General features: G+C 61.7%; 13 protein-coding genes, 2 tRNA genes and 2 rRNA genes. 10 read left to right on the top strand and 7 right to left on the bottom strand.

What is annotated here, in order from left to right; all coding sequences use genetic code 11:
• Window positions 1–62: 62 nt before the first annotated feature.
• Both KBY75_RS09720 and KBY75_RS09715 read left to right on the top strand, forming a co-directional pair.
• Window positions 63–623 (top strand): acireductone dioxygenase, encoded by a 561-nt coding sequence (locus KBY75_RS09720; RefSeq protein WP_254935654.1) that lies wholly within the window; start codon window positions 63–65, stop codon window positions 621–623.
• Window positions 624–667: 44 nt separating this feature from the next.
• Window positions 668–1,828 carry an HD-GYP domain-containing protein gene (locus KBY75_RS09715; RefSeq protein WP_255023761.1) on the top strand — a complete coding sequence of 387 codons (1,161 nt, stop codon included), beginning with the start codon at window positions 668–670 and terminating at the stop codon, window positions 1,826–1,828.
• 15 nt (window positions 1,829–1,843) lie between these two features.
• On the opposite strand, the gene KBY75_RS09710 is transcribed toward KBY75_RS09715, so the two are convergent.
• From KBY75_RS09710 to aroQ, 3 genes are read right to left on the bottom strand one after another with little or no spacing between them, the layout of a single operon-like run.
• The gene (locus KBY75_RS09710; protein WP_255023760.1) at window positions 1,844–2,761 is read right to left on the bottom strand and encodes a cation diffusion facilitator family transporter; all 918 of its coding nucleotides are present in this window, start codon (window positions 2,759–2,761) and stop codon (window positions 1,844–1,846) included.
• Window positions 2,762–2,802: 41 nt separating this feature from the next.
• On the bottom strand, window positions 2,803–3,417 hold the full coding sequence (locus KBY75_RS09705; protein ID WP_254935651.1) for a tRNA-(ms[2]io[6]A)-hydroxylase: 615 nt from the start codon (window positions 3,415–3,417) through the stop codon (window positions 2,803–2,805).
• Window positions 3,417–3,857: a type II 3-dehydroquinate dehydratase gene (aroQ, locus tag KBY75_RS09700; protein WP_254935650.1), complete on the bottom strand. Its 441-nt coding sequence runs from the start codon at window positions 3,855–3,857 to the stop codon at window positions 3,417–3,419. Before aroQ ends, KBY75_RS09705 begins: the two co-directional genes overlap by 1 nt.
• 37 nt (window positions 3,858–3,894) lie before the next feature.
• Between aroQ and KBY75_RS09695 the strand changes: the two genes are divergently transcribed.
• The 4 genes from KBY75_RS09695 to KBY75_RS09680 all read left to right on the top strand — a co-directional run bounded on the left by KBY75_RS09695 (window position 3,895) and on the right by KBY75_RS09680 (window position 7,295).
• Window positions 3,895–3,976 (top strand) — tRNA-Tyr (locus KBY75_RS09695).
• Window positions 3,977–3,986: 10 nt separating this feature from the next.
• Window positions 3,987–4,058: transfer RNA gene (locus KBY75_RS09690), tRNA-Thr, on the top strand.
• Between the two features lie 250 nt (window positions 4,059–4,308).
• Window positions 4,309–5,658, top strand: coding sequence for an aldehyde dehydrogenase family protein (locus KBY75_RS09685; protein WP_255023800.1), 1,350 nt, complete (start codon window positions 4,309–4,311; stop codon window positions 5,656–5,658).
• Between the two features lie 131 nt (window positions 5,659–5,789).
• Window positions 5,790–7,295: a LysM peptidoglycan-binding domain-containing protein gene (locus KBY75_RS09680; protein ID WP_255023759.1), complete on the top strand. Its 1,506-nt coding sequence runs from the start codon at window positions 5,790–5,792 to the stop codon at window positions 7,293–7,295.
• A gap of 40 nt (window positions 7,296–7,335) precedes the next feature.
• Here the strand turns inward: KBY75_RS09680 and KBY75_RS09675 are convergent, their stop codons facing one another.
• Together KBY75_RS09675 and KBY75_RS09670 are read right to left on the bottom strand one after the other, a co-directional pair.
• The gene (locus tag KBY75_RS09675; protein ID WP_255023758.1) at window positions 7,336–8,865 is read right to left on the bottom strand and encodes an ATP-dependent DNA helicase RecQ; all 1,530 of its coding nucleotides are present in this window, start codon (window positions 8,863–8,865) and stop codon (window positions 7,336–7,338) included.
• A 53-nt stretch (window positions 8,866–8,918) separates the two neighbouring features.
• Window positions 8,919–9,959 (bottom strand): hypothetical protein, encoded by a 1,041-nt coding sequence (locus tag KBY75_RS09670; protein WP_254935647.1) that lies wholly within the window; start codon window positions 9,957–9,959, stop codon window positions 8,919–8,921.
• 150 nt (window positions 9,960–10,109) lie between these two features.
• Here KBY75_RS09670 and KBY75_RS09665 point away from each other — a divergent pair, with 150 nt between their 5' ends.
• The 4 genes from KBY75_RS09665 (at window position 10,110) to KBY75_RS09645 (ending at window position 13,125) form a co-directional block, all read left to right on the top strand.
• Complete coding sequence (locus tag KBY75_RS09665; RefSeq protein WP_106502000.1) at window positions 10,110–10,319, top strand: photosystem I reaction center subunit IV; 210 nt, start codon at window positions 10,110–10,112, stop codon at window positions 10,317–10,319.
• Window positions 10,320–10,427: 108 nt separating this feature from the next.
• Window positions 10,428–11,273: a DNA-formamidopyrimidine glycosylase gene (locus KBY75_RS09660; protein ID WP_255023757.1), complete on the top strand. Its 846-nt coding sequence runs from the start codon at window positions 10,428–10,430 to the stop codon at window positions 11,271–11,273.
• Window positions 11,252–12,694, top strand: coding sequence for an acireductone synthase (mtnC, locus tag KBY75_RS15375; protein WP_315859081.1), 1,443 nt, complete (start codon window positions 11,252–11,254; stop codon window positions 12,692–12,694). Before KBY75_RS09660 ends, mtnC begins: the two co-directional genes overlap by 22 nt.
• A complete protein-coding gene (locus KBY75_RS09645; protein WP_255023756.1) occupies window positions 12,691–13,125 on the top strand; it encodes a DUF4440 domain-containing protein in 435 nt (144 codons plus the stop codon). Before mtnC ends, KBY75_RS09645 begins: the two co-directional genes overlap by 4 nt.
• Window positions 13,126–13,272: 147 nt before the next feature.
• Here the strand turns inward: KBY75_RS09645 and rrf are convergent.
• Together rrf and KBY75_RS09635 are read right to left on the bottom strand one after the other, a co-directional pair.
• Window positions 13,273–13,389 (bottom strand): 5S ribosomal RNA (rrf, locus tag KBY75_RS09640).
• A gap of 112 nt (window positions 13,390–13,501) precedes the next feature.
• Window positions 13,502–15,328: ribosomal RNA gene (locus KBY75_RS09635) — 23S ribosomal RNA — on the bottom strand; the annotation flags it as partial.

Genomic DNA, 15,328 nt, shown 5'->3' with positions numbered 1-15,328 from the left:
AAAACACAACGGGCCTGCTGCTGCAGCCTTTCTAAGCTGGGAAAAGACCGTGATCTGGCCCGATGACTCTTCTGCAGGTATTTGGCACCGGCCCAGCCGCAACAGCCGCACCAAACCTCAGCAGTAGTGATCCGGCCGCAATCGCCGCCACCCTGGCGGCAATGGGCATTGGCTTTGAGCGCTGGCACGTCGAGGGCGGCTTGGCCCCGGATGCCGATCCGGCCGAAATCCTGGCTGTCTACGCCACCGAAATCGCGCGGGTGCAGGCCGGCGGTTCATACCCCACGGTGGATGCGATTCGCCTCACACCAAACCATCCCGACCGCCAAGCCCTGCGCCAGAAGTTTCTGGCCGAGCACACCCACAGCGAAGACGAGGTGCGCTTTTTCATAGAGGGCCGCGGCCTTTTCTGCCTGCACATCGGCGATGCGGTGCTGCAGCTGCTCTGTGAAGCGGGCGACTGGATTTCCGTGCCGGCTGGCACGAAGCACTGGTTTGACATGGGTCCCGAACCCCATTTCTGCGCCCTGCGCTTCTTCGACAACCCCACAGGCTGGGTGGCCGAATTTACCGGCGATCAAATCGCCGACCAATACCCCCGCCTCGACGAGTTAGCCACTTAGAGTTTGGTTTGGAGCGAAAAAGAAGTTATGGATTTTCTTTCCAAATGACATTTCCGCCCAGCCATCTCTCCCCTCCTGAGCCCGAGAGGAATAAGGAAGCTGCCAGCCTGATCCGTCAAGTTGGAGATGACCTCAATTTCAGACTGCGCCAGCTGCACGAGCAATTACTGGAGCAGGTTCCTGATGTAGACCGCATCGCCTGCGCTCTATACGAACCCAGCGATGACATGCTCAAAACCTTTGTGCACAGCACTCGCAAGGGCGAAGCCATCAAAGGATATGAGTTTCGCCTTGCCGAAAGTGCCTCCCTCAGCGCCTTAGCAGCTAGCCGTAGCATTCGGATTTTGGATGAAATCGCCGATGTCGTAAGTCCTACCCATCCTCACTCCCAATGGCTCCTAAACGAGGGCTACCGCTCCTCCTTCACCGTGCCCCTATACGAGAGGCAGGAGTTTATCGGCTTCCTTTTCTACGACTCATTGAAGCCAGCTACTTTCAGCAAAAAGATTCAACGCAGCCTTGAGGTTTATAATACCCTGATCAGCCTAACAATCTCAAACGAATTAAATTTAGTTCGCTCGATTACCACATCAGCTCAAGTTGCTCGCGAATTTGCCAACCTCCGCGACTTTGAAACCGGCAATCATCTTGAGCGCATGGCTCATTACTCCCGCCTAATCGCCAGGGAGCTAGCTCCTCGCCACGACTTAAGCGATGAATACATAGAGCACCTTTATTTATTTGCGCCATTGCATGACATTGGCAAAATCGGCATTCCCGACAGCATTCTGCTCAAGTCCGGCGGTCTAAACCCCGAAGAGCGAGCCCTGATGAATACCCACGTTCAAAAGGGTATTGACGTGCTAGAGCGCATGATCGGCGAATTCGGACTTGACACCCTGCCCGACTCCCAGGTGATGCGCAACGTGGTGGCCGGTCACCACGAGTGTCTCGATGGCAGCGGCTACCCAAATGGGCTTAAAGGCGCTGAGATCGCCCTAGAGGCCCGGATCATCGCCGTCGCCGACATTCTCGACGCCCTCACAAGTCACCGGCCTTATAAAGAGCCCTGGTCTGTGGAGGCGGCCATTGGTGAGCTGGAGCGCTTAGTTGAAAGGGGCAAGATCGATGGCGATTGCGTTCAGGCCTTGAAGTGCCATCTCCCTGAGATCAACACCATCCGCGATCGATTCAAAGACAGCTGAGCGAATACTCCTGACTTAATGAAGATGGTCAGGCTCTAGCTGCAGAGGCTCAAGCTGCAGGGTCGAATGGTCGATGCCCAGCTGGGCCAACTCAGCTTTTGCTCTATGCAGCAGGGCCATGTCGTCTACCTGCTGGGGATCGCGCAGGAGGTGCGCCGTCAGAGCCGTCTGGGAGGTGCTCATGCCCCAAATATGTATGTGATGCACCGCCGCCACCCCTGGCAGCTCGGCCAAGGTGCGTTCCACAGCATCTCGATCGATGCCTGGCGGGATCCCGTCAAGGCTCACCAGCACCGACTGACGCAGCAGGCTCCAGCCGGTCCAGGCCACGGCCAAGCCCACGCCAATACCGGTGAAGGGATCAAGCCAGTGGATGCCGGTGAACTGAATTAATAGGGCGCTAACCAGCACCGCTGCACTCACCGCCGCATCGGTGAGCAGGTGAACCACCGCAGCTCGGCGGTTGAGATCGTGGCTGTGGTTGTGGCCAAACAAACGAGCCGAGCCCAGGTTCACCGCAATGCCCAACAGGGCCGCCACCGCCACCGGGCCAGGGGTTAGCTCCACCGGCTTGGCCAGTCTTTGCACGCCCTCCACGATCACAACGGCGGATGCCATCAAGATCAAGGCCGCGTTGATCATCGAAGCCAGCTGGGTGCTGCGGCCAAATCCGTAGGTGAATTGCCTGCTGGCGGGCAGGGCGCTGAGGCGCTCAGCCCCCCAGCCCAGCAGCAACCCCGCCACATCGCCGAGGTTGTGTAGGGCATCACCGATCAGGGCCAAAGAGCCAAAGCCGATGCCAATGGCCAGCTGCAAAGCCGAGAGGCCGCTGTTGAGCAAGACACTCCAGCGAAAGGCGGCTGGATTGCCATCTCGATGTTCATGCTGGATGTGGCGAGGCAGCCGCTGGCGGCCCACCGCTGGATGGCTCATCAACCTTTTGTAGGTCAGGTGGGCGGTGCTGTCCGCCGAAGTCAGCTCACCAAATCAACCCCCACCGAGTGCATGCGCACCTGGTCTGCGCCGGCGAGATCGCCTGTGAGGGCAGCGACTTCCGCCGTCGCCAGCTCCTGCAGCCGCTCCACCGTGGCCTCACGGCCGAAGCGCTCTTCGCAGAGCAGCCAGTAGAGGCCGAAATGGCGCGCTTCGCTGGCCAGCAGCTCTCCATACAGCTCTCGCAGCTCGGCATCGGGGCTATGGGCCGCCAGCAGGGCCATGCGCTCATGGCTACGGGCCTCAATCAAGCCAGCCACCAAAAAGGAATCGAGCATGCGCTGGGGTTCGCCCTTGCGCACCTGAGCCGTGAGTGCCGAGCCGTAGGCCGGGGCCGGCAGGGGGCGCAGGGCTGCGCCGCGCCGTTGCAGCAGTTGCAGCACCTGCTCGAAATGCTCCAACTCCTCCCGTGCCAGAGGGCTAAGGGCGGCCGCCAAGCCAACCTCGCTTGGGTAACGGAACATCAACTGCAGGGCTACGCCGGCAGCCTTGCGCTCGCAGTGGGCGTGGTCAATCAACAGCAGCTCTGGCTGGGCAATCGCCTGCTCCAGCCAGGCGGGGCTGGTGGGGGCCGTCAGCCACTTAACCCGGGCCATCAAGGCTGGGCTCGCAGGTGGGCCACCAGCCCCTCCAGGGCCAGGGTGTAGCTGAGCGGCCCAAAGCCACAGATCACGCCCAGGGCCTTATCGGCCAGGGTGGAATGGTGCCGAAATGGCTCGCGGGCGTGGGTGTTGCTCAAGTGCAATTCCACGAAGGGAATCGCCACCCCCAGCAGGGCATCGCGCAGGGCAATTGAGCTGTGGGTGTAAGCGCCGGCATTGATCAAAATGCCATCCACGCTGCCTCGGCCCTCGTGGATGCGATCCACCAGGGCGCCCTCATGGTTGCTCTGAAAGCAGCTGATCGCCGCCCCCAGGGCCTGGGCGCGACTCTCCAGCTCAGCGTTGACCTGATCAAGGGTCCTACTGCCATAAACACCCGGCTCACGGGTGCCCAGCAGGTTGAGATTGGGACCGTGGAGAGCGAGCAGCTGCATGGAGAAGGTCGGCTGGTAAGTTCTTCGGGTGTGGTTCGGGTCGGTGCCCGAGTGGTTAATGGGGGCGGACTGTAAATCCGCTGGCTCTGCCTACGTTGGTTCAAATCCAACCCGGCCCACCTTCCACATGCCCTTGTAGCTCAGTGGTAGAGCACTCCCTTGGTAAGGGAGAGGTCACGAGTTCAAATCTCGTCAAGGGCTTACAAAAAGAGGGGCTGGCACCGCTCCTCAAGCACAGTGGTTTACCGGCTGCATCCTGGTTGACCCTTCGCTGCCTGATCGTGGAAGACCAGGTCATGTTCCTGCAGCTGCTTTGCAAAATGCTGCAGGGGCTGGCTTGGCTCTGAGCAGCCGAAGCCGCAAGCAATTTGCCAGCTTGGGCTGACACGCGGCCCGCCCCTTGACCTCCTCCCCAACCGCAACCCCTCTCCTAGCAACGCCGATTGCGGCAATGCGGGCACCCGTCAGCGCGGGCCTCACCCGCAGCCTGGCCTGGCGGCTGGAGCAGCTAGATCGCCTGGAAGGCCTGTTGCGCGATCAGGAGGCGGCAGTGCTCGAAGCCTTGGCGGCCGACCTTGGCAAACCGCCCCTCGAGGCCACCTTTGAGCTGATAGCGGTGCGTCAGGAGCTGACCCTCACCCGGCGTCAGCTGAAGCGCTGGATGGCACCGCGGCCGATTGGGCTGGATCTGGCCCTGCGGCCCGGCCAAGCCTGGGTGCAGACCGAACCTCTGGGCTGCGTGTTGATCATCGGCCCCTGGAACTACCCATTCCATCTCTGCCTGCATCCGCTCGTGAGCGCCTTGGCGGCGGGCAACACGGCCGTTCTCAAGCCCTCAGAACATGCGCCCCACATCTCCGCACTCCTGGCCCGCTGCCTACCCCTGGCCTTTCCAGCCGAGGTGGTGCAGGTGGTCACCGGCGATGGGGCCGTGGCAGCCGAGCTGCTGGAGCAGCAGTTTGACCACATTCTTTTCACCGGGGGCGGCCGGGTGGGCCGGCTGGTGATGGCCGCCGCCGCCCGCCATCTCACCCCCGTGACCCTGGAGCTGGGCGGCAAGAGTCCGGCGATCGTGCTTGCCGATGCCGACATCGCCACCAGCGCCAAGCGCCTGGCCTGGGGCAAGGGTCTCAATGCAGGTCAAACCTGCATCGCTCCCGACCACCTGCTGGTGCAACCAGCCGTGCGGGAAGCGCTAGTTGCAGCTATCGCCGCCGAATGGCAGCGCTTCTACGGCAGCGATCCCCTCGCCAGCGAGGACATGGGCTGCATCGTCAATGAAGCCCAGTTCCAGCGGCTGGAGGCCCTGCTGGCGGGAGCGCGCAGCCGCGGCCAGGTGCTGGCGGGGGGGCGCAGCGATCCCAGCCGCCGGCGCATCGAACCCACCTTGGTAGCGATCGAATCCGGCGACGATCCGCTGATGCAGGAGGAGCTGTTTGGCCCAATCCTGCCCGTGCTGGCAGTAGCCAACCTGGAAGCCGCCCTGGCCGAGGTGAGGGCGAGGCCCAAGCCCCTTGCGCTCTATTTGTTCAGCCACGATCGAGCCGCCCAGCAGCGCACCCTGGACACCACCAGCTCCGGTGGCGTCTGCTTCAACGATGTGGTGATGCAGGCGGGTGCGGCGGCCCTGCCCTTAGGCGGCGTCGGCGAAAGCGGCATGGGCAGCTACCACGGCGAAGCTGGCTTTCTCACCTTTTCGCACCGGCGCACGGTGCTGCGGCGCCCCTTCTGGCTGGATCTGCCCTTCCGCTACCCCCCCTATGCGGGCAAGTTGGCCCTGGTGAAGCGGCTGCTGGGCTAATTGGGGCACGACGATTGGGGGGGGGGGGGCGAAGGCAGGGCGATCAGAAGCTTTGATGCGCTGAAGACGATCGGGGGACTGGATGGGACGAGACAACGCCCTTAACGTTCCCGTACCTATACGTGGTGCCGATGCGTCGCTCCCTTGCCGCCCTGGCCCTAGCTGTGGTGTTGCCCTTCCCGGGTCTGGCCCCTGCGGCAGCCCTGGCAAACGTGGTGGTGAAGCCAGGCGAAACCCTCTCGGAAATTGCCGACCGCCACGGCGTCAGCCTCACCCGACTGATGCAGGCCAATGGCATCAGCAACCCCAACCTGGTGGTGGCTGGCCAGAGCTTGCGGCTGCCAGGCAGTAGCGCCGCTGGCGCTGGCGCTGGGAGCTCCAGGGGCGGCAGTGTCACCGTCCAGCCTGGAGACACCCTCTCCGACATCGCCGATCGCCAGGGGGTCAGCCTCAACCAGTTGATGCAGGCCAACGGCATCACCAACCCCAACATGGTGGTAGCAGGCCAAAAGCTGGTGCTGCCTGGATCTCGCCGGGCAACGGCGGCCGCCGCTCCCAGAGCGCTGCCCACCGCCCCTTACACGGTGAAAAGCGGTGAAACCCTTTCAGAAATCGCCGATCGCTTCGGCACCAGCACCGAGCAGCTGATCAAGGTAAACGGGATCAGCAATCCAAATCTGGTGGTGGCGGGAACACGCCTGGCCATCCCTGGGCGTCCTTCCTCATCGGCCGCCCCCCGCAGCACAGCGGCCCCGCGCAACGCCAAGGAACACGTGGTGCGCAGCGGCGAGAGCCTCTCCACCATCGCCGGCAGCTACGGGCTGCCGGTTGAGCGGCTAGTTGCCATCAACAAAATCGACGACCCCGACCTGGTGGTGTCCGGCACCCGCCTGAAACTGCAAGCCCCGCCTCCCGTGAAGGCCACTCCAAAGCCAGCAGCCCAGGCCAAGCCCAAGCCCAAGCCTGCGGCAGCGCCAGTTGCAAAGGCAGCGCCAGTTGCAAAGGCAACGCCAGTTGCAACGCCAGCCCCTAAACCCACCGTGACCACAGCAGCGACCACAACCGTGACTCCCGCTGTAGCCATAGCCGTGCCGGCCCCCAAACCCACTCCCCGGCCCACACCCAGCGTTCAACAGGCCATACGACAACCCGTTCAACAATCCGTTCAACAGCCCGTTCAGCAAGCTGTTCAACAGCCTGTTCAACAAAGCGTGCAGCCCGCCGCAAAACCAGTCCTACAAGCGGCGGCCCAGCCAAAAATCCAACCCACTCCCAAGCCCTCACCTGTCGTTGCCACGCCGATCGCCAAAGCCGCAACCACTTCGACTACCGCAACCACCTCCCCCGCCAGCCGGCCGAGCACTGGCAGCAAGCCCAGCAGCAGCAAGCCCCAAGGGCCCGACTGGCGCAGCTACGGCCCGCTGCAGGTGGACTGGGCCAACTGGCAACCCATGGGGGGCAGTTTTGTAGCCCCAACCCTCAACGGCGATGGCAAGCCCGTTTATTTGGCGGTCAACTGCGGAGCCCGCAAGCTCAATGCCACCAGCCAATCAGGCCAATGGAAGAGCTGGGATGTACCCCAGAGCGACTTTGAGGAGCAGCTAATCAGCGATATCTGTAAGGCCCGGGCCAGCTAATCCAACCGGTCAGCCAAGCACCCCCAATCAGCCAGCCCAGTCAGGCAGCCCAGTGGAGTGGCCAGGGCTGGCGCACGTAGCGCCGGCCCGAGGCGCGCAGATAGAGCCGCTGGGCGCCGTCATCGCTTTCGCTGAGCAATTCCTCCTGGGCCAGCCGCCGCAGCAGCCACCCCCAGCTCGCTTCTTGCTGCTGTCGCTGCTCTGCCGACACGGCGGATGCGAGCTCCTCAGCCAGGTTGCGTAGATCGCGGCCGGGACGAAGCTCCAAGACCTCCAGAGCCTGGTGCGCCTCAACAGACCAATCCCGACTTTCACGGGGGTTGCGGCAGTTGTCGCAGCGGCCGCAGACAGCCGCCAGTTCTCCTACGGCCAGCAGCAGCGCCTGCTCCCGGCAGCCCTCGCCCTCCGCCACCGCTTCCATCCGCCGCAATTGTTGCTGGGCCAGCTCCAGCCGTTGCTGGTCCTGTTGGCGCTGGGCCCCCACGCCCCGAATTGCCCAGCCCAAGCTGGTGCGATCAGCCGGGTCGTAGAGAACCAGGCAGCGCGCCAGTTCCCCATCCCGGCCGGCCCGGCCCGATTCCTGCAGATACCCCTCCGGACTGGCCGGCAGGTCCAGGTGCAGCACTAGTCCCACATCCGATCGATCCACTCCCATGCCGAAGGCCACGGTGGCCACCAGCACCGGCCGCGGCTGCAGCTGGAAATGCTCCAGGGCCAGCTGGCGGCTTTCGGGGTCCATGCCGGCGTGATATGCGATCGCCTCCACCCCGACCCCGGTCAAGCGAGCTGCCCATTGCTCCACCGAGCGGCGAGTGCGCGCGTAGATCAGCACGGCGCCCCGGGATGCCCCCAGCTCCGCCAGCACTAGGGGCAGGGGATCGGGCGGGCGCACCTGCATGCCGTACACAAGGTTGGTGCGGCGGGCAGAACGCACCTGGATCAGCGGTCGCCGCAGCTGCAGCAGGCGAATGATGTCGGCCCGCACCTGGGGGGCTGCGGTGGCGCTGAGCGCCACTAGGGGCACCCCAGGGCACTGAGCCCGCAATTGGCCTAAGCGGCGGTAGTCGGGGCGGAAATCATGGCCCCAGGCGCTGATGCAGTGGGCCTCGTCCACCGCAAGTGCCACCAGCTGGCCGCTCTCCAGCACGTCGTCGAGCAGCTGGCGGGTAGCCTCCCCCTGCAGCCGCTCCGGGGCCAGATAAAGCAGCCGCAGCCTGTGATCGCGCAGCCGCTGCAGCAGCTGGCGCCGCTCCGGCAAGGCCAGGCCGCCATGCAGGCAGGCGGCAGGGATGCCTCGGCGTTGCAGCTGGCTCACCTGGTCCTGCATCAGGGCAACCAGCGGAGAAATCACCAGCACCAGCCCACCACGCACCAAGGCGGGCAGCTGATAGCAAAGCGACTTGCCGCCGCCAGTGGGCAGCACCGCCAGGCAGTCTTGGCCGGCCAGCAGGGCCTCCACCACCGGCCGCTGACCGGGACGGAACTCGGACCAGCCGAAATGGCGCTCCAGGGCCAGCGCCAGGGGATCAGCGGGGCCAGAAGGCAATTGGGCCCTACCCGTAGTGCTCACCGACCATAGCGACCACCAGATGCGGTGCTAGGGACCGCTCATGGCAGGGGTGGTCACGGCAGGGGTGGTGGTGGCAGCTGCTCCGGCGACTCCTCCACTAGTTGCAAGCGCACCCGCTTGCCCCCCGCCAGCTCCCCCAGGGAAACCCGCAGGGTGCTGCCGCTAAGCGACTGCAAGGCAGTGAGCAGTTCGCGCAGGTGGGGCGTGCTGCTGCCGCTCTCCACCCAGAGGCGCTCCTGCAGGCCCCCGAGCCGCCGCCAGCTGGTGTGCAGCTTCAGCACGGCACTCTCCAGGGCCTGGGCCTGGCCCACCGCATCGGCCAGCAAGCCCAGGGCATCGAGTCGCTGAGCCTCCTGCAGCGCCTTCTCGAAATCGAGCTCCCCCTGCTGAAAAGCCCGCACCGCCAAAGCTGCCTCCGCCGCCTTGCTCAACCAGCGGGCCGTGCTGGTTACCTCCTTGACTCGCTCCAGCTCCGGCTCCTCGCGCAACACCTTGCGCAGGTCCTCCTGCTGGTCCTCTGGCAACTTGGCCAGCTCCTTCACCAGGGGAGCCACAGCCCGCGGTGGCAGGAGATTGTCAGCTGTGCGCTGGCGGATCTCCTCGGGCAAAAGGGGGCTGGTGGCGGCTGTGAACTCATCACTAAGACGACGCACTTGCTTACGGGTGATCTGCTGACCCTCATTGGCCGCCTCGCTGATCATCTGCTGCACCTCCGGGTCGGCCTGGGCCGTCTCCAGAAAGGCCCGCTTCGAAAAGTTGTTGACGCTGGTTTCCTCAAGCAGGCCGCCACCCACCAAGCTCTCAGCCGACTCAGCCAGCTGGATCAAGGTGTAGGCACGGGTCTTGCTGATCTCCCGCTCCCGCAGCCACTGCAGGAAGCCCGTGCCTCGCCCTTCACCGCCACGCTTTTCTCGATCCCGCACCGCCGCCAAAATCCGCCCGCGCCAGATTTCGGTCTGCAGGTCGAAGCGATCGCACACGGCCCAGGCTTCTTCAAGCCTAGCCAGAAATTCCATCGTGCTGATGGTGTCACTTTCGGGGTCGGGCAGCTCGAGGTTGAGCACCGGCGGCGCCGGGACCTCCATCGGGTCCATGGCCATGGGAAAGGACGGGCTGCTGTGCTGTCGATGGTGCCATGGGCAGCCAACGTCTCACCAAGGGCGACAAATCATGACGCCCTTGGTGAAGCCAACCTCCTGCGCGGGTATCTTCGCTCTGGCAGCCACCCGATCTAAAGCGCAGCGATGGCAATCTCCCGCGGCGACAAGGTGCGCATCAAGCGCCCCGAGTCTTACTGGTTCAACGAAGTCGGCACCGTCGCTTCGATCGACACTTCCGGCATCCGCTACCCCGTGGTGGTTCGCTTTGAGAAGGTGAACTACAACGGCTACAGCGGCTCTGAAGGCGGCATCAACACCAACAACTTCGCCGAGAGCGAACTCCAAAAGGCCTGAACCACTTCAGCCTCTTGGGGTCCAAGTTCCAGGAAGATTTCCAGGCCTCTTTAAAGCCCGTGCAACTTTTGGTTGCGCGGGCATTTTGCTGGGCAAGCGCTTAAGCCAATGCCGGAATTACCCGAAGTTGAAACCGTGCGGCGGGGTCTCGAGCAGCAGACCCAAGGCTTTGAGATCAGCAGGGTTGAGGTGCACCGGGCTAGGGCCATAGCCAGCCCGGTCGACCCCGCTGCATTCGCTGCGGCCTTGTGCGGGTGTCGAGTTGGCGCCTGGTCGCGACGTGGCAAATATCTGATGAGCCAGCTCAGTCGAGGGGGTGAAGAGGCTGGCAGCTGGGGCGTGCATTTGCGCATGACCGGCCAATTCCTTTGGCTGGAAACACCGAAACCGGCCTGCTCTCACACCCGCGTGCAACTGTTTGCTGCCAGCAATCAGGAGCTGCGGTTCGTAGACACCCGCAGCTTCGGCCAGATGTGGTGGGTACCGCCAGGCCAACCGTTGGACTCGGTAATCACGGGCCTGGGGCGGCTGGGGCCCGAGCCCTTCAGCCCAGCCTTCAACGCGGCCTACCTGGCAGAGCGGCTGCGGGGCTCGAGGCGGCCAATCAAAAATGCCCTGCTGGATCAAGCGCTGGTGGCGGGGATAGGCAACATCTACGCCGATGAGTCCCTGTTTGCTGCAGGAATTCGGCCCGCCACCACAAGCGGCATCCTTGGCATCTCGCAGCTGGAGCGCCTGCGCCAGGCCCTGGTGGAGGTGCTTGAAACCAGCATCGGCGCTGGTGGCACAACCTTCAGCGACTTCCGCGACCTCAAGGGCAACAACGGCAATTACGGTGGTGTGGCCTGGGTTTACAGGCGTGGCGGCGAACCCTGCCGCCGCTGCAACACCACCATCCAACGCGAGAAACTCGGCGGGCGCAGCAGCCACTGGTGCCCGAGCTGCCAGCATTGAACCAACCGCAAGCTTGCGTGGATAGCACCGCATCACAAACAGCCGAATTAGCTCAACAGCTCAGCGCGACGATGGCCGCTATCCATCGCCGCGGTTGGTGCGATGGCACAGGAGGCAACTTCAGCTGCGTTCTGCGGTGGCAGCCGCTGGAGTTGCTGATGGCCCCAAGCGGGGTGGATAAGGGCAACGTTGCCCCAGAGCAGCTGATCGTGGTCGATGCTGCTGGGGCAGTGTTGAAAGGCACCGGGCGGGCCAGCGCCGAAACCGCCCTGCACCTCGGCCTTGTGGAGACCTGTGGAGCCGGTGCGGTGCTGCACACCCATTCCCAAGCGGGAACCCTGCTGTCCCAGCACTACGCACCCACCAAACAAGGGGCTGCCTTCCTAGTGCTCCAGGACCTGGAGATGCTTAAAGGACTTGAAGGTGTGGTCACCCACGCCACCAGCGTCTCAATTCCAGTACTGGCTAACGATCAGGATCTGGCACGACTGCGCGGCAACGCGGAAGCCCACCTCGCGGCAGCGCCCTATGGGTTACTGATTGCGGGGCATGGGCTCTATGCCTGGGGCAAAGATCTAACAACAGCTCGAAGACATCTCGAGATTCTGGAGTTTCTGCTGGAGCAACACTGGCGCCAACTATTGCTTCAGGAGCTAAGCGGCAGACAGCACGGCAGGGCAGTTGTGCAACGGCATGGCTTGAGCCATGTGCTGCTTGACATTGAAGGCACCACCTGCCCGGTGAGTTTTGTATCAGACACCCTTTTCCCCTATGCAGCTGAACATCTCGGCAGCTTTTTGAACGGGCGGCACAAGGAGCCGGAGGTTCAAGAGTTGCTAGCGGAAGTGGAGAAAGCCTGGGCGGAAGATCCAGATCCCGAAGCTCAGTCAATGCGGCAGCAGGGGCAATCAGGCTGGAGAGAGGGTGTTTTGAAGTACCTGCATTGGCTGATCAAAAAGGATCGCAAGCTCGCACCACTCAAAGAGCTGCAGGGGATGATCTGGGAAATTGGCTACCAAGGTGGCAACCTTCAGGGTCCGCTGTTTGAAGATGTACCAGGCGCCCTTCGGCAGTGGCATGCAGCCGGACTGCACTTGGCGGTCTATTCATCTGGATCAGTTGGAGCCCAACAGCTGATCTACGGATACAGCAGTGGTGGAGATCTCAGGTCGCTATTTAGGCACTGGTTTGACACCCGCGTGGGCAGCAAGCGGGATCAGAGCAGCTACATAAAGATTGCCGAGTCGCTTGATGTTCCAAGCCACCAAATTTTGTTTATAAGTGACACCCTGGCCGAATGCGAGGCGGCGGCGTCGAGCGGCATGCAGGTCCTGCTAAGCATCCGCCCAGGCAATTCGGCGCAAGCGATGAGTCGATTTGAGAGGATCAGCTCATTCCAAGACCTGGAGCTAAACCCATGAATCAAGGCAATCAGGATATTGATGCAAAAGCTGGGGCGGCGCAGACAAACGAGAAGCAGTTGATCTGCCTCAACCAAACCCTGCTTGAAAGCGTCGTAAACGGTGATTGGCTCACCTATGCCAACCACTGCAGCGCAGATCTCACCTGCTTCGAAGCAGAGACCAATGGGGTCCTCGCAGAGGGCCTTGCCTTCCATCAATTCTATTTCGACTTACCAGCAGCAGCGCCAAGCGGCCCTCCAGCCCCAATACAGGTGAGCATGGCCAGACCACATATTCGCTGGATCAGTCCCGACGCCGCCGTATTGAGCTACACCCGTCTCACCCAGAAGATGGTCGACGGAGCAGCCGTTACCGCTAGGTGCTGCGAGACCCGTGTTTGGCAGAGAATAGATGGCATCTGGAAACACGTCCATGTGCATCGTTCCTGAGTTGCGTTCCTGAGCTGCAGCCGCTGTAATTACCAAGCCCACCCAACAAGCTTAACCAACAAAAAAGCCACCCCTAGGGGTGGCTTTTAAGTCAACTTACACAAACTCTTTCAAGAGCAAGATGCAGTTGATTGGGATGAATGTTTTACCTGGCATCGAGCTATTTTTTCAGGGGGCTGCCCCCCAAATATCGTTGCCGCTGCAGCGTTTCACAGCCGAGTTCGAGATGGATCGGAGTGGTTCCACTGCGCCATGGACACCAGGATAGTATTCATCCTCAGGTTGAACCCTGAGAACTACATAGGCAAGACAATCACCAAACCTTACAGTCAGGTGATTGTGAACTGGAAACAAGCTTTTGTTTAGAGCCTGAGTTTTGGTCAAGCCCTCGGTCTATTAGTACTCCTCTGCTTCACGCATTACTGCGCTTCCACATAGAGCCTATCAACGGGTGTTCTTCCCGTGACCTTACTGGCTAACGCCATGGGAATACTCATCTTGAGGTGGGCTTCCCACTTAGATGCTTTCAGCGGTTATCCTCTCCGCACATGGCTACCCAGCGTTTACCGTTGGCACGATAACTGGTACACCAGAGGTGCGTTCCTCCCGGTCCTCTCGTACTAGGGAGAAATCCTCTCAATATTCCTGCGCATGCACCGGATATGGACCGAACTGTCTCACGACGTTCTGAACCCAGCTCGCGTACCGCTTTAATGGGCGAACAGCCCAACCCTTGGGACCGACTTCAGCCCCAGGTTGCGATGAGCCGACATCGAGGTGCCAAACCTCCCCGTCGATGTGAACTCTTGGGGGAGATCAGCCTGTTATCCCTAGAGTAACTTTTATCCGTTGAGCGACGGCCCTTCCACGCAGAACCGTCGGATCACTAAAGCCGAGTTTCCTCCCTGTTCGACTTGTAGGTCTCACAGTCAAGCTTGCTTCTGCTTTTACACTCGTCGGCTGATTTCCAACCAGCCTGAGCAAACCTTTGCGCGCCTCCGTTACCTTTTAGGAGGCGACCGCCCCAGTCAAACTGCCCACCAGATACTGTCCAGTCCCCGGATAACGGGTGACTGTTAGAACCCTAGCTCTGAAAGAGTGGTATCTCACCGTTGGCTCACAACAACCCGCAAGCTGTTGATCAAAGCCTCCCACCTATCCTGCGCATTCAGAGCCCGGGCACAATACCAAGCTACAGTAAAGCTTCATAGGGTCTTTCTGTCCGGGTGCACGTAGTCCGCATCTTCACAGACAATTCTATTTCGCCGAGCCTCTCTCCGAGACAGCGCCCAGATCGTTACGCCTTTCGTGCGGGTCGGAACTTACCCGACAAGGAATTTCGCTACCTTAGGACCGTTATAGTTACGGCCGCCGTTCACCGGGGCTTCAGTCGCTAGCTTCGCTTACGCTGACCAGCTTCCTTAACCTTCCGGCACTGGGCAGGCGTCAGCCCCCATACATCGTCTTGCGACTTAGCGGAGACCTGTGTTTTTGGTAAACAGTCGCCTGGGCCTCTTCACTGCGACCACCTTGCGGTGGCACCCCTTCTCCCGAAGTTACGGGGTCATTTTGCCGAGTTCCTTAGAGAGAGTTACCTCGCGCCCCTCGGTATTCTCTACCACCCCACCTGTGTCGGTTTCGGGTACAGGCCATGATGCCTTAACGGGTATAGGGCTTTTCTTGGAAGCATGACGTCACCAACTTCGCTGCCGTAGCAGCTCGCACTCACGCCTCAGCTCAAACCGTTTTCGCCGGTTCTCAACGCCTCGAACGCTTGGACCAGTAACCAACATCTGGCTTGGCTAGCCTTCTCCGTCCCCCTTCCCAAAACATCACAGGTACAGGAATGTTGACCTGTTGTCCATCGACTACGCCTTTCGGCCTCGCCTTAGGTCCTGACTAACCCTCCGCGGACGAGCCTGCCGGAGGAACCCTTAGGGTTTCGGGGCATGGGATTCTCACCCATGTTTTCGCTACTCAAGCCGACATTCTCACTTCCATGTAGTCCACGCCCGCTTACGCTAACGCTTCACCCCGCATGGAACGCTCCCCTACCATCGGAATCAATTAAGACTCAAATCCGCAGCTTCGGTACAATGCTTAGCCCCGTTCATTTTCGGCGCAGGATCGCTCGACCAGTGAGCTATTACGCACTCCTTTGAGGATGGCTGCTTCTAGGCAAACCTCCTGGTTGTCTGGGCAA

The sequence above is a fragment of the Cyanobium sp. T1G-Tous genome, assembly GCF_024345455.1.
Classification (GTDB): Bacteria; Cyanobacteriota; Cyanobacteriia; order PCC-6307; family Cyanobiaceae; genus Cyanobium_A.
The sequence above is the reverse complement of the archived record's forward strand: the minus strand, read 5'-3'. Positions and strand labels throughout refer to the sequence as shown.